The organism is Ignavibacterium sp., assembly GCF_025998815.1.
Taxonomy (GTDB): Bacteria; Bacteroidota; Ignavibacteria; order Ignavibacteriales; family Ignavibacteriaceae; genus Ignavibacterium.
The window spans coordinates 380,288-395,931 of the sequence record NZ_AP026678.1 but is presented as its reverse complement, the minus strand read 5'-3'; the positions used below and the strand labels follow the sequence as shown (position 1 = coordinate 395,931).

11 protein-coding genes and 3 pseudogenes are annotated in these 15,644 nt (G+C 32.3%); all 14 read left to right on the top strand.

The annotated features are described in order from the left end of the window. Positions 1–11 precede the first annotated feature (11 nt). The 14 genes and pseudogenes from Q0X14_RS01610 to Q0X14_RS01550 all read left to right on the top strand — a co-directional run bounded on the left by Q0X14_RS01610 (position 12) and on the right by Q0X14_RS01550 (position 15,589). Entirely contained in the window at positions 12–1,319 is a 1,308-nt protein-coding gene (locus Q0X14_RS01610) for an oligosaccharide flippase family protein (RefSeq protein WP_297841546.1), read from the top strand. Further along, a complete protein-coding gene (locus tag Q0X14_RS01605) occupies positions 1,312–2,565 on the top strand; it encodes an O-antigen ligase family protein (protein WP_297841545.1) in 1,254 nt (417 codons plus the stop codon). The genes Q0X14_RS01610 and Q0X14_RS01605 overlap by 8 nt, the downstream gene beginning before the upstream one ends. Before the next feature lie 163 nt (positions 2,566–2,728). Then, positions 2,729–3,703 (top strand): hypothetical protein, encoded by a 975-nt coding sequence (locus Q0X14_RS01600; protein WP_297841542.1) that lies wholly within the window; start codon positions 2,729–2,731, stop codon positions 3,701–3,703. Then, positions 3,693–4,823 carry a glycosyltransferase family 4 protein gene (locus tag Q0X14_RS01595; protein ID WP_297841539.1) on the top strand — a complete coding sequence of 377 codons (1,131 nt, stop codon included), beginning with the start codon at positions 3,693–3,695 and terminating at the stop codon, positions 4,821–4,823. The genes Q0X14_RS01600 and Q0X14_RS01595 overlap by 11 nt, the downstream gene beginning before the upstream one ends. Continuing rightward, positions 4,820–5,959, top strand: coding sequence for a glycosyltransferase (locus Q0X14_RS01590; RefSeq protein WP_297841537.1), 1,140 nt, complete (start codon positions 4,820–4,822; stop codon positions 5,957–5,959). The genes Q0X14_RS01595 and Q0X14_RS01590 overlap by 4 nt, the downstream gene beginning before the upstream one ends. A 158-nt stretch (positions 5,960–6,117) precedes the next feature. Then, positions 6,118–6,330: a hypothetical protein gene (locus Q0X14_RS01585; RefSeq protein WP_297841534.1), complete on the top strand. Its 213-nt coding sequence runs from the start codon at positions 6,118–6,120 to the stop codon at positions 6,328–6,330. Between the two features lie 929 nt (positions 6,331–7,259). Then, positions 7,260–8,996, top strand: coding sequence for a carbamoyltransferase C-terminal domain-containing protein (locus Q0X14_RS01580; protein ID WP_297841532.1), 1,737 nt, complete (start codon positions 7,260–7,262; stop codon positions 8,994–8,996). 363 nt (positions 8,997–9,359) lie between these two features. Next, complete coding sequence (locus Q0X14_RS01575) at positions 9,360–9,908, top strand: WcaF family extracellular polysaccharide biosynthesis acetyltransferase (RefSeq protein ID WP_297841530.1); 549 nt, start codon at positions 9,360–9,362, stop codon at positions 9,906–9,908. Positions 9,909–10,039: 131 nt separating this feature from the next. Continuing rightward, positions 10,040–10,180: pseudogene (locus tag Q0X14_RS15585) on the top strand (glycosyltransferase); the annotation flags it as partial. 357 nt (positions 10,181–10,537) lie between these two features. After that, positions 10,538–10,678, top strand: a pseudogene (locus tag Q0X14_RS15580) (glycosyltransferase); the annotation flags it as partial. Positions 10,679–11,109: 431 nt separating this feature from the next. Next, positions 11,110–11,397: pseudogene (locus Q0X14_RS15575) on the top strand (glycosyltransferase); the annotation flags it as partial. A 1,340-nt stretch (positions 11,398–12,737) separates the two neighbouring features. Next, a complete protein-coding gene (locus tag Q0X14_RS01560; protein WP_297841525.1) occupies positions 12,738–14,408 on the top strand; it encodes an MraY family glycosyltransferase in 1,671 nt (556 codons plus the stop codon). A gap of 124 nt (positions 14,409–14,532) precedes the next feature. After that, entirely contained in the window at positions 14,533–15,063 is a 531-nt protein-coding gene (locus Q0X14_RS01555; protein ID WP_297841522.1) for a hypothetical protein, read from the top strand. Further along, positions 15,005–15,589, top strand: a complete 585-nt coding sequence (locus Q0X14_RS01550) for a hypothetical protein (RefSeq protein WP_297841519.1) — start codon at positions 15,005–15,007, stop codon at positions 15,587–15,589. Before Q0X14_RS01555 ends, Q0X14_RS01550 begins: the two co-directional genes overlap by 59 nt. Positions 15,590–15,644 lie beyond the last annotated feature (55 nt).

The window sequence follows — 15,644 nt, the reverse complement described above, 5'->3', positions numbered from 1 at the left end:
ACTTAAATTCTATGATTTTTGAAAAATCTAAAAACCTTAAGCAACTTAAATCCAGATTATTAAATAGTAAATTATTTAAAGACTCCTTTTGGGCAATATTCGGAAATTTTGCTGGAAAAGGATTATCACTTTTAGCAGGTATATTCATTGCTAAGTTATTAGGTAAAGATATTTTTGGGGAATTTTCAATAATAAAGGGAACGGTGATCTCATTTTCGATGCTATCTACATTTGGATTAGGCTATAGTTCCACAAAATTCATTTCAGAACAAATCACATACAAATCTTCATTGGTTACTGATACAATTAAAAGTGTTTTAACTACCACTTTCCTTTTTAGTAGCATAATTGGTGCAATTACTTATATATTTTCCAATGATATAGCTCTAGCCCTATTAAATGCACCACAATTAAATACTGTCTTGAAAATAGTATCTTTATGGATAATCTTTAACGCTCTAACTACGTCACAAATTGGCATATTATCAGGACTAGGAAAATTTAGGAGTTTGGCAAAAATAAATATTCTTGTTGGATTCTTTCTTTTTTGTCTATCAATATCTTTAACTTATTTTTTTCAATTAATGGGTGCAATCTGCGCTTTATTAATCAGTCAGATTATTAATTTTATTCTCAATTCGTTTTCAATCCAAAAATCAATTCAAGGTTTCCCAAAATCTGCAAAACAAAATTTAGATTTGAACTTTAAAATTCTAAAATTTTCTATACCAGTAACTTTACAAGAACTCCTCTATGGTTTTAGTGCATGGTTAACATCTATAATTTTCATTCAGTATCTGGATTATGGGCAATTGGGATTATATAATGCAGCTATTCAAATCAGCTCAATAATATTATACATACCGGGAATACTAAGAAATGTAATTCTAAACCATTTTTCAAAGACAAATTCAGACCAGAGTCATCAGATATTGCTACTTAAAAGAGTTATATATTTTAACTTAGTTGTTACAATTATACCAGTATTATTCGTCATAATATTTAGCCAAAAAATTTCTGAATTTTATGGTACTAGTTATCATGGACTAGAAATTCTTATAATCTTATCTTCTATTAACACAATTTTTGCTAGCATTGGCAATGTCTTTACTCAATATTATCTATCTATTGGTAAAAATTGGACCATTTTTTTCTTTCGAGCTTATCGTGATATAATTGGTTTACTTACTTTTTTAATTTTAGTTAATTATTCTTTATTGGAAAATGCTGCAAAAACATTGCTTATTCTAAATCTAATTTTTCAAAGCACATTTGTATTACTTTTAATGATTAATATTAAAAAGTTTAATTGTGAATAAAATCAGATCGAAACAACATTTATTTTGGGAAAAATTAAATAGCCTTTTTATTTATATGATGTTATTTGGTTTTCCAATTATAATGCTTATTCCGATAGCATTAAGGACAAACACTACACCTTACTCCATTGCATTCCGAGGATTCTGTGTTTTATTGATGTTATATCTTTTTTTCTCCCCGATAAGAAATGATAAAGAAAATAAAAAGGTTTTCTCATCATTTCTCTTGCTTTTAATGTTTTGGATAATCCTGTTAATCAGAATAATATTTGATTTCGAATTCACAAATGTGTTAAGACAAGATAATTTAGTTCTGAATCCGATACAGGTTTATTTGTTCGCAATATTTTTATCATTAATACCTATTATAGTGATTTATAAAAATAGATATCTTATCAGCATTGAAAAGGTTGAAAATAGTATATTTAAAATAGCAATTGTTTCTGCATTATCAGTTTTAGTTGGTTTGATAATGAACTATGGTACTAATTTCTCAAAAATATTCTTAGAAAGAACAGAGCTTTCCTACGGAGCGGAAACAGGAGTTCATCCGTTAAATCCAATAAGTATAAGTCGGGCTGGATCAATAGTTATTCTATTAACGATCAATCAATTTTTTCTTAATAAATCTTTAAATAGACTATATTTATTACTAAGTCTGTGCTTAGGGTTTTCTTTATTATTATTAGGTGGCTCAAGAGGACCATTTATATCTACATTTATTATTTTGTTTATACTATTTGTTACTTACAGAAATAAATATTCTGCTAAAAGACTCTTATTTTATTCGTTAATTGTCTTTGTCATCTTGTTTCATTTAATAAATATAGAAGAATTAAGTATAGTAAAAAGATTCGACAATCCCATATATGGAAAAGATCCAACAAGAGCAGAAATATGGGATGCGGCGTTTGACTATTTTATGAAAAGTCCTGTCTGGGGTTATAGTATTGTAGATAAATTTGGTATTTACCCACATAATATATATTTGGAGACTTTAATGGCAGTGGGTTTGCTGGGGACTTTACCTTTTATTTTTATTATTACCAGAATTATTAAAATATTTATTAAGGAATTCAAAAAAGGGAGCTTGACTAATCTGATGACCATTACACTTGCTTACTTATTATTTGCTTCTTCATCAGGTAGTTTATATTATACACCTGAACTTTGGGTACTAATTCCAATACTTTTGTTTAGAAACCTCACTAGAAATTTAATATCATTAAAGGATCAAACTTCATAACGGCGTATAGATGAGAGGAAAAATTAAAATTCTTAATTACTTTAGTGCTAGAATAAATTTAACTATTTTTTTAATACTTATAGTATCAACTTCATTAAGAATTTTTATTTGTTTTTTCTCTAATTTGCCTTGGTTCAACACAGACTCTTACACATATTTCAATATGGCAGATGGGATTCTTTATGGTAAGCCGATTAGTTATTTCCCTAATGGATATCCGTTATTTATAGCCTTGTTGAAATTAATTTTTTCAGATGCATTAGTACCGACAATTCTAATCATTTTTAATATTATTTTTCAAATATTGTCGCAATATTTATTCTTCAAATTATTAATAAAACTTAATTTAAATAAAGAATTAGCTTTGATTACTTTATTTTTTGTGGCAATTTATCCGAATCAAATCAATTATACACGCCAAATCTTGACAGAACCTATTTCTTTATTTTTATTGATCCTTTCTCTCTTAATGTACGTATCAAACAAACCCTTTTTATCAGGGATTACAGGCTTTTTAGCTGCTCAATTCAGACCAACATTAATTTTTTTGTTTCCTCTGATTCTCATCCATGAAATTATTTCAAAAAATACCAAAAAATCTTTTTTATTAGGTTTAGGAGTAATTCTCTGTCTATTTTTCTTTAAAATATTAGAGTATTTCAACCTAATTTTGCCACCAGATAATCTTAAGTTTAATTTAATTGTAGCAACCTATTCGGATAGCTTTAACATCAACTGGGAATTGGCTAGGTCTAAACTTTCTATTATCAAAAATCCATTATCTGTCTATATTAATCATCTCATAACAAATCCACTGGATTTTCTGGAAAAAAGAATTATTTCTTTATGGTCTTTATGGGGTCCTTTCTCAGTTACGCATAGAGGAATATTAGAAAAAATCTTAATCGGAATTAGATTCCCTCTATTTATGTTTAGTATTGCCCTGTTCTTACTTAGAAAAAATTTACTTTCAAAAAACATATTAATTATTACATATCTACCTATTTTAGTGATTACTTTTATACATACGATGTTCTTTTCGCAGCAACGATTTACATTTGTTGTAGAACCATTTATTATTATGCACACAGTGCTGTATCTTTATTCATTTAAGGGAAATTTTTTGAATGAAAATTAAATTAGGTATTCAGCAACCATCTTTACCGACTTACAGAAAAAAAATTTTTGAAGTTATTGGATTACATTTTGATACAACTATCTTCTATGGTAATGAGGGTTTAGAGCCTAGATACCCCAAAAATATAAGACTTATTTATTGTAAATTATTTAAACTTAAATTTAAAAATCTTACTTTAAAATGGCACTCAGCTCAGCTTAAAGCCGTTAGTAAAGAATTTGATTGCGCAATAATAACTTGGGATGTAGGGTATATTTCTTTTTGGTTGGCGATATTAAAAAGTCGATTATTTAAAATCCCGCTAATTATTTGGGGACATGGCTATTCCAAATATGAAACCAAATTGAGATTTTTTATTCGAAATATTCCTCTAAGGTGTGTAGATGCTGTAATTCTTTATGATTTTCAAACGAAAGAAAAATTAGAAAAAAAATTTAACAGTCGCACTAGTTTTTTTGTTGCACCAAATTCACTTGATTATAGAAAAATTCAGGAATCTAAAAATTATTGGTTAGGTGATAATTCAAGATTAAAACAATTCCAAATTGAAAACGCCATTGATAAAACATATAATATAATTTATATAGGCAGGATTTATAAAGAAAATCATTTGGAAATTTTGTTGAAAGCATTTAAAGAAGTTTCTTTAGAAATTAAAGACATCAAACTAATAATAATTGGAAAAGTTAATGATTATGTTAACGAATTGAAATCACTTGCTACCAGATTGGGATTATCTGATAAAATTATATGGACAGATGCAATATATGATGAATATAAAATAGCACCTTGGATGCTGTCATCAAAAATATTTTGTTACCCTGAAAATGTCGGTCTAAGTTTGATCCATGCGTTTGGTTATGGATTACCTGCAATCACTAATGATTTATTTGATAGCCATGGCCCTGAAATTTGGGCATTGATAGATGGTGTAAATGGGCTGGTCTATCAAAAAAATAACTATAAAAATTTAGCGCAACAAATTATCAAATTATATAAAGATGAAGATTTGAGAAAGAAGCTTTCAAGTAAAGCATTAGAAACGGTAAAAGAAAATTATAATTTGGATAAAATGGTTGAAGGTTTTATACAAGCAATAAATTATGCTTTAAAAAGATGAATATCTGCCACGTCATATCGTCAATAGATAAAAATTCAGGCGGGACCTCCACTTATGAGCAGCTTTTATTAAATGAAATGATAAATCAGATTAAAGTGGGTTTAGTAACAATTAAAACTCTTAATCCATTACCAGTGAATGAAAAGATAGAATTACGTTTTGCGCATAGTTCATTTCCCTATCTTCAAGCTTATTCAAATGAGCTGAAAAATATTTTTTATAATATTGAATGCGATATATTTCACGGTAACGGCTTGTGGCAATATCCCGTTCATAAAATGGCTTCAATTGCCAGAACAATAAACAGACCTTATGTAATTTCCCCTCATGGAATGCTCGAACCGTGGGCTTTGAATAAAAGTAAATTTAAAAAGAGATTATCCCTATTTATTTACCAGTATAAAGATATTGCAAACGCTACTTGTATTCATGCTACTAGTAAAATGGAAGCAGAAAATATTCGTAAGTTAGGATTCAGTAATCCGATAGCTGTTATTCCAAACGGATTAAATTTATCAGAATTCCCTGTAAAAGAACAAACTAGAAAAAAAGAAATCAGAACGATCTTATTTCTTTCAAGGATTCATCCTATAAAAGGAGTTGAATTATTAATTAAAGCGTGGTCTGAGATAGAAAAATCCTTACGCAGATGCTGGCAAATAGAAATTGTCGGTAATGGAGATGAAAAATATATTAATGAACTGCGAAAAATAATCTTACGAAATAATTTTATTGATGAAATTAAAATATTAAATCCTAAATTTGGTAAAGAAAAAATTACTGCCTATCATAATGCAGACTTGTTTGTTCTACCAACCTACAGTGAAAATTTTGGGATGGTTGTGGCTGAAGCATTAGCTTGTGCTGTACCCGTAATAACTACAAAAGGAGCGCCGTGGGAAGAATTAATTACACACAATGCTGGCTGGTGGATTGACATTGGTGCAAAGCCACTTGCAAAAGCATTAACAGAAGCAATGCAACTTTCTGATGGGGAAAGAAAACAAATTGGATTGAATGGAAGAAAGCTTATTGAAAAAAATTATTTAATTGAATCAGTTGCACAGAAAATGATTCAATTGTATGAATGGATATTATATAAAAAAGAAAAACCCGAGTTTGTTTATATAAAATAGAATCGAAGTGATTATAGATTACAGTTTTATTATTTTGACTTTCAGCGAGGAGCAACATCTCCCCTGCTTGCTTAATTCAATTAAAGAATTAAATGCACCTTTATTTATTCTGAATTCAGGAAGCACAGATAATATATTACAAATTGCGGAAGAATCAGGTGCGAAAGTTTTATTTAACAAGTTTTGAGAACCACCCAAAGCAATGGGGTTTTGCACTTAAGAATTTTTATATTATAACACCCTGGATAATAGGACTTGATGCAGACCAGATTGTTTTGCCGGAACTTTTAGAAAAGCTAAAAACCTTTAGAGATGAAGATCTACCTAAAGAGGTAAAAGGGATTTACTTTAATAGAAAAAAACTATTTTAAGGGCAGATGGTTGAAATACGGGGGTTATTTTACTAAATACTTATTAAAATGTTTAGAGCAAGAATAGGGTTTCTGGATATAAGGGTTTATATGGATCATCGATTTATTGTACCAGGTAAAACTATAATCTGGAAAGACGGATACATAAAAGAAGAAAACCTTAAAGAAAATGAAATTGGATTTTGATAGAAAAACGTAACAGGTACAGCGATTTGGTTGCAGAGTAAGAAAACGAAAGAAGAAATAAACTTCGCACTCAATAAATAAAGCTGAGGTTTTTTGGTTCACCCGATGAGAGGATTGCATTCTTTAAGAAAATGTGGTGGTCTCTGCCATTATTTGTAAGACAGTTTTTGTATTTTTCCTATAGCTTAATAATTCAGCTCGGTATTCTGGATGGTAAAGAGGGCTGGATATTTCATTACCTGCAGGGGTTTTGGTTCAGGTTAGTTGTTGATATAAAAATCTGGGAGTTAAAAAAGAAAAATGATAGAGCTTAAAATTATTGGAAATGCATCTTTAGAAAATGCAGATGAGTTTGTTTTAAGATAAAAGGTTTATTTCAAGATGAAAGAAAAAAGTAAAAAGATAAAAGAATTTTTAATCGTGCTACATTGTCATTACGGACACCCGATTTATTGGGATGAGGAATGTATGAGCTAATCAGTGCAGATCATAAGTAATCAGTAAAATCAGCGTACCGTTTGATTCAAGATAAAAGATAAAAGTAAAAAGATAAAAGGTTTGAAGTTTAATAGTAACGAAATATATTTTCTATTCAATATTATGAAAATCTCTAATTCATCTTTGCATAAATGAAAACCACAGATACCACAGATTAACTCAGATACTGTGTAAATCCGTGGTTAGTTTAGTTAAAGATAAAAGCAAAAAGATAAAAGTTTATAAATAATTAATGGAGGAATAAATTGTACATACTTGGAATAAACGCCTATCACGGAGATTCTTCAGCTTGTTTGTTAAAAGACGGAAAAATAATTAATGCAATTGAAGAGGAGCGAATACGTAGAATAAAACACTGGGCTGGCTTCCCTTCCGAAGCAATTAAATTCTGTCTCAATGATGCGGGCATTTCAATTGAAGATGTGGATTACATAACCATAGGTAGAAATCCTTCTGCGCACCTGGGCAAAAAAGTAATTTCGTCACTTAAAAAATTAGCAAACCTGAATTTTATAAAGGACAGGATTGCGAACATTCAGAAAGTTACCTCAGTAAAATCGGAGCTTGCAAAATCATTAGGTGTACCGGAAAATAAAATAAGAGCAGAAATAAAACACATAGAACATCACAGAAGTCATTTAGCTTCAGCATTCTTTGCATCCCCTTTTGATGAAGCTGCGATTATTTCAATCGATGGGTTTGGTGATTTTTCCTCTGCAATGTTTGCAGTTGGCAGAGGAAATAAAATAAAAGTACTTGATTCGGTTACTTATCCTCATTCGCTTGGAATTTTCTATACAGCGTTTACACAATATCTGGGATTTCCCTGGTATGGTGATGAATATAAAGTAATGGGGTTGTCTCCTTACGGCGAACCGAAATATCTTGATAAAATGAGTAAGATTGTAAAAATGAAGAAGGACGGGAAATTTGAGCTGGACGAAAGTTACTTTATACACAGCACAGCAGGTGTGGCAATGACCTGGGAAAACGGAGCGCCGTTTATTGACAGGATTTTTTCAGATAAAATGATTGACGAATTCGGGGCGCCAAGAAGTAAGGACGAACCATTGAATCAATATCATAAAGATCTGGCTGCTTCGGTACAGAAGCATTGTGAGAATGTAATCTTTCATATGTTAAATCATTTGTATAAAGAAACAGGGATAAAGAATATTTGTATTGCAGGGGGTGTTGCGCAGAATTCTGTGGCAAATGGTAAAATAAGATTGATGACGGATTTTGAGAATGTGTATATCCCTTCGGCAGGATACGATGCAGGAACTGCAGTTGGTTCAGCTTTATGGTTGTATCATCAGCAGCTTGATAAAGATAACAGAGAATTTGTAAGGGATGCATATTTAGGTGCGCATTACAGTGATGATGAAATTGAGAATGTGTTGAAAGAAGCAGATATTAAATACACGCGTTATAATAATGATGAAGAAACAATAGAGCATACGGCTGAAATGCTTGCAAATGGAGCTGTGCTGGGATGGTTTCAGGGCAGAACTGAATTTGGTCCGAGAGCATTAGGTAACCGTTCTGTTCTTGTTCATCCGGGCAGACCTGATGCAAAGGATTTGATTAATTCAAAAATTAAAAGAAGAGAATCTTTCCGTCCATTTGCGCCTTCTATATTAAGAGAATATGTTAATGAATATTTTGAGCAGGATGATGATGCTTATTTTATGGAAAAAGTATTCATAATAAGACCGGAAAAGAGAGCGGGATTGCCGGCTGTTACACATGTTGATGGTAGTGGCAGACTGCAGACTGTACACAAAGATGTATCACCAAAGTATTATGCATTGATTGATAAGTTCAGAGCAAAAACCGGATTACCTATTTTGCTGAATACTTCATTCAATGAAAATGAACCAATCGTTAATCATCCTAAAGAAGCTCTGGATTGCTTTTTAAGAACTGAAATGGATGCGCTTGTGATGGGGAATTTGGTGGTAACGAGAAGTGATGTATAAGAGGAGTAAGGGATAAGGGATAAGGTATATGGGATAAGGGATAAGGTATAAGGTAAAAGAAAATTATTGTCATAACGATTTTCTCTGTGTCGCTGCATCTCCGCGGTGCAAAAATAGAGAATAAAATTTTTTGCGTACCTTTGCGTGAACATTGTGGACTTTGCGGTTAAATGGTTTTTACCTTTAGTTCTCTGATTATTCGAAAACTCTGCGGTGAAAAAATAGAGAATAAAATTTTTTGCGTACCTTTGCGTGAACATTGTGGACTTTGCGGTTAAATGGTTTTACCTTTAGTTCTCTGATTATTCGAAAACTAACGAGCACAAAGATGAATTAATAAGTATGAGATGAGTTTAAAGATAAATGAAAGTTGATCTTAAAAATTGGAAGCCGGGGGGATATAGTCCGGGAAGTAAATGGAAAATTGTTTTATGGAACTTTATAAACATTGTTCTTTTCATTAACCCGCTTAATGCCTCTTACAGATTTAAGTCATTCATATTGCGAGCATTTGGTGCAAAAGTAGGTAAAGGTGTAATATTCAAGCAGAACATCAGCATTAAGTATCCCTGGTTTTTAGAGATTGGTGATGATGTATGGATTGGCGAGCGGGTGTGGATTGATAATCTCGGCAAAGTAAAAATTGGTAATAATGTTTGTATATCGCAGGGCGCAATGCTTCTTACCGGTAATCATAATTATAAAAAAACAACTTTTGATTTGATGGTCGGAGAGATAACTCTGGAAGAAGGTGTTTGGGTTGGGGCTAAGAGTGTAGTTTGTCCGGGTGTTACAATGAGAAGTCACAGTATTCTTACAGTTGGTTCAGTGCTTACAAAGGATGCGGATGAGTACGGGATTTATCAGGGTGTGCCGGCGGTTTTTATTAAGAAAAGAGATATTCAAGATTAAAGATTAAAAATAAAAGTTTTTTCAATATTAAAGGCAATAGAAATGGATAAAGATTTAAGCCAAAGAGTTTCTGATAAGTTTTTGTTTACTTCACTTTATTCTTTTTACTTTATTCTTTGATCTTACCAAAAATGAAAATTTCAATCATTACAGTTACGAAAAACAATAAAGCAGGGTTACTCCGTGCAATTGAATCAGTGCGCTCACAGACTTATAAAAATGTTGAGCATATTGTTGTGGATGGACTTTCTACAGATGGTACGGTGGAGATTCTGAAACAAGTTCCAATTAGTGGCAGGCAGAATGACGATAGTAAGGGAGATTTATCATCCCGTACGAATGTCACAGATTTTAAAGATTTCTCAGGCGCTTCGCTTCTTCGAAATGACAGGACAAAGGATGACATCCTTCGACAAGCTCAGGATGACATCCTTCGAGAAGCTCCACGTAGTGGCAGGCAGGATGACGATAGTCTGGGCGATGTGTCATCCCATACGAATGTGAGCCTGCCTAATGAAGGTAAAGCTTTTTTACTGAAGGTAGAGGATACTAAGATTTCTCCCCCGACAAGTCGGGGTCGAAATGACAGCACAAAGGATGAAGAGGCAAAGGTTTACAATTTACAATTTATAAGTGAAGCGGATGAAGGGATTTATGATGCAATCAATAAAGGCATAAGAATGGCAACAGGTGATGTGATTGGACTTTTGCATTCGGATGATTTTTTTGCTGATGAATTCGTGTTGGAGAGATATGCTGAAGCGTTTCAACAAGATGAAAGATTAAAGGAAAAAGATTTTATTCAAGATAAAAGATTAAAGAGAAATGATCAAAGTATTCAGTCGTCCCGAATGAATGTGAACCCGCCTACCGAAGATAAAGATTGTCCACCGATGGTGGGAGATGTTAAGATTTCTCCCCCGACAAGTCGGGGTCGAAATGACAGGATACAGGATGACAAGGGGCATACACAAGACTACCAATCACCCTCCACCAACAACCGACAACCTAACATTGACGCGGTTTACAGTGATTTGGTGTATGTAGGTAGGAAGTTGGATGTCGGGGAAAGGAAATTTGTAGAAGATAAAGAAAAAACCATCAGTCAACCTCCCACTCCCAATACCCTATACCCTATTCCTTATACCATTATCCGTACCTGGAAGGTAGTGGCAGGCAGGATGACGATAGTCAGGGCGATGTGTCATCCCGTACGAATGTGAGCCTGCCTACCGAAGGTAAAGCCTTTCTACCGAAGGTAGAGGATACTAAGATTTCTCCCCCGACAAGTCGGGGTCGAAATGACAGGACAAAGGATGAAGAGGCAAAGGTTTACAATTTACAATTTATAAGTGAAGCGGATGAAGGGATTTATGATGCAATCAATAAAGGCATAAGAATGGCAACAGGTGATGTGATTGGACTTTTGCATTCGGATGATTTTTTTGCTGATGAGTTCGTGTTGGAGAGATATGCTGAAGCGTTTCAACAAGATGAAAGATTAAAGGAAAAAGATTTTATTCAAGATAAAAGATTAAAGAGAAATGATCAAAGTATTCAGTCGTCCCGAATGAATGTGAACCCGCCTACCGAAGATAAAGATTGTCCACCGATGGTGGGAGATGTTAAGATTTCTCCCCCGACAAGTCAGGGTCGAAATGACAGGATACAGGATGACAAGGGGCATACACAAGACTACCAATCACCCTCCACCAACAACCGACAACCTAACATTGACGCGGTTTACAGTGATTTGGTGTATGTAGGTAGGAAGTTGGATGTCGGGGAAAGGAAATTTGTAGAAGATAAAGAAAAAACCATCAGTCAACCTCCCACTCCCAATACCCTATACCCTATTCCTTATACCATTATCCGTACCTGGAAGACGCAGGAAAGAGATTTCACCACAGAGGCACAGAGACACAGAGAAATACTAAACGGCTGGATGCCTCCCCATCCTACTCTGTTTATCAGAAAAGAGATTTTTGAAAAATATGGTTTTTATCGAACAGATATGAAAATTGCTGCGGATTATGAGATGGTTTTAAGATTGTTTTTTAAATACAAAATAACGAGCCAGATATTTACCAATTACAACTTACTGTATGACTATTGGCGGTGCGAGTAATAAGTCATTGAAAAATATTCTGATTAAAAGCAGTGAAGATTATAAAGCAATGAAACTCCATAAAATTCCCTTTCCATGTTAAAACCCTTCTGTTTAAAAACCTGAGAAAGCTCCCACAATTTTTTCGATAGCCATAGCACGCAGACCTGCCTGACGGTAGGCAGGTAACGCTGATTGAGTAGATTGGCACTGATTAAAAAATAATATTTAATCCTTGCGGGCTTTGCGTCTTTGCGTGAGATAAGATTTTCAGACCTACTTGTTTGTTGTTGATCAATTCGGGAGAATTATGCCACAACTTTATTTGATTATAAAAATAGTTCAATATTATGAATTAGTGCTAAAATAATTTTCGCGAGAATAGTTCTTATATCTTCCTAAAATAATTATTTTATGAACATCAGTGTTCAATTCAGTTAGACCCTTTAAATATCTTCATAAATGACTGTGAGAACTTTAGGCTATAAAACTTCACAAACTACAATTGGCTTTTATTATGCTAATGTTTAAAAATCTTCGTAAGTTATTTCATTTCTTTTCAAATAAATTAAAATTCTTATTAAACAAATCTTAAAACCCTGGCACTTTATTCGATAATATGAAAGTCAACTATCAACAATTTGCAAATATTTTTACACTTTTATTATGTTTGTGGCAGAAATTGTAAATATTTTTACATCATTCATTTATCGGGGGAATTTATGCTCTTTTTAATTTCTGTATTTTTTAGCTTTATTGCGGTAGTTTTTGCTACTCCTCTTCTAGCTAATTTACTGAGTTCTTTTGAAATTGTTGATCATCCTGATAGTACCAGGAAAATTCATTCCAAACCAATTCCAAGAATGGGTGGTGTAATCATCTATTCGGTTATAATTCTTTTTCTTATTTTCTTATTCCCATTCTTAAGCGAGTTTAAATTTTTCTTAGTTGGCTCACTAATATTGTTTACCTTAGGTGTAGCTGATGATTTATGGAACCTAAATTGGAAAGTTAAGTTTATCGGTCAAAGTATTTCTGCCTCCCTTTTAATGATTTATTTTATAAGGCATGATTACTTTCAATTTAATTTTATTGGATACAATATCCCTCCCTACATAGCTTTACCGCTGATGCTTTTATTTATTGTCGGAGCAATTAATGCTTTTAATCTGATGGATGGTATGGATGGTTTGGTTTCCGGATTTTCACTTATTATTGCATCCCTAAGTTTTCTTTTAAGCTTTTCCTCAGACGCGGTATTCATCCCGCTATTATCCATATTAGTTATCGGCACCACTCTGGGATTTTTAAAATTCAATGGTAATCCTGCCAGTATTTTCCTGGGAGACTCTGGCTCACTAGTGCTAGCATACTTCTGTTTAACTATTCTTTTCTCTGCAACAGCAGAGATATCACAACACAATATAGATTTAGCTTTTATTGGGATGGTTCTTTCAGTACCGATAATAGATACTTTAAGAGTAATGATCTGTAGAATTCTAAACAAAAAAAATCCTTTCTTACCTGATAAAAATCATTTACATCATATCATCTTTAATAAAAAAATCAGGCATAAAACCACTGTATTTATTATACTATCTTTAACTTTAATTTCTGTATTAATTGCTCTTTATTATAAGTTCTCTTCAAAAATCTATGGAATTATCCTTTTCACTTTTTTCACAATCCTCCTTTTATCAATAAATAAAGTTCTCGATCTCATTTTACAAAAAGAAAATCTTTTATTTTACGGAAGAATGATTAAATCACTGCCTTATAAATTAGCAGGGATATTTAAATTTTATTTACTACCATTAGTTACATTCATTATTTTATCTTTTTTAGTTTATCTTCTATTAAGCAAAGTATCACTAAATGACAAGAGAATGCTTTATCTCCTAATATTTAATTTCCTCACAATGGCTTATGTTTTCATAAATCTTAAAAGTAAAAATTATATCTCAGACTTTTTTGTTTTCATTAATTTCGTAATGTTTTTTTATACTACTAATACAGGTAATTTATTTTATAAACTTTATCCATTTCCCATAATCAATTTTATCAACCTAAATCAGTTCTTCATTATTATGATAGTTCCGGTGATAGTTTTTTATTTTCTGCTTAGAGACAAATTAATAGACAATTATAATCATGAAACTTTAGCAGGTATTGATCTTATACTTGCTCTGGCAATCATTTCCAACTATTTATTTATTAAGTTTTCCGGAATTGCACAGGAATACTATTTCTTTGCAGATATATTAATTAGAAGTTTTTTACTTTATTTACTTTATAAGATTATTGTAAGTTGCTTCCCCAAAATTCGATTTCAACTCTACTTTACAACATATATAATTGTTATTATTGCACTATTAAGAATAATAGTTTTATGAGATGCGTTTTCGAAGCACTCTGGCGATAATAATTTTTTTTACTCATTTATCTTTTTCGCAATCTGCAAAGCATCAATTTGATTCAGCAATCTATGATTTTCTTGAATCAATGAGTGCGAAAGGTGTGATTGAATTCCACTCAGAATTAAAACCTGTGAGCCGCAAAACTCTTGCCTCCTATTTAGTACAACTTGAGTCCAATAAAAACAGATTAAGTGAGCTTGAACAGGAATTACTGGAGAAATACAGAATTGAGTTTGAACCGGAATTGAGATTATTAGCAAATCCGGATGATGGAAAAAAGTCCGAGTTTATTAAAACCAGAAATCGTTTAAGGTTATTTGAATATTACAGCAATGATTTTTCTTTTTATGCTGATCCTGTTCTCTCAGTTGAAGCAGGAAGTTTTTATGATAAAAGTCTTGTTATCAGAAGAAATGGTTTTTCAATTAGTGGTTATTATGGAAAAAACTGGAGTTATTCTGTAAAGTTTTTTGATAATGAAGAGACTGGTGATAATCTCGATAAGAGTAAAAGGTTTACAAGAGAGCATTCAGTAAGTATAACCAAGGAAAAGAAGAATGCTTTTGAATATGATGAGGTTACAGCAAGCATTGCTTTTGATTGGTCATGGTGGATCCGTATCATTAAATAAAGATTATCTTACTTTCGGCAGCGGAAATTCCGGAAAGATAATTTTGTCGGATAAAGCTCCTCCCTTCCCTTTTATCAGATTAGATTTCAAACCCGCAGATTGGTTAAGTTTCTTTTATTTTCATGGATTTCTTCAGTCGAATGTGCCCGATTCGAACACATTCAGATACAACTCCATTCCGGGAAGAACAACTATACTTGAAGTACCGAAGTATATTGCATTTCATTCTTTATCCTTTTACCCAACTGACAATCTTAGTTTGAGTGTCGGAGAGTCAATAATTTATAGCGAAAGAATTCAGCCAATTTATTTTATTCCAATTATGTTCTTCAGGGTTGCAGATCATTATCTTGGAACGGGAAACGCCTCTGCTACAGGCAATGCACAGATGTTTATGGATTTTTCTTATATGAACAGAATTATTCAAACAAAATTTTATTCTACTCTTTTTATAGATGAATTATCATTCAACAGTTTGTTTGAAGGTGGGAATCTTTCTGCTGTTGCTTTTACAGTGTGGGATTGAGTCTTATAATCTGCTACCGCAATTGAAATTATTTCTTGAATACAGCAGAGTAAAT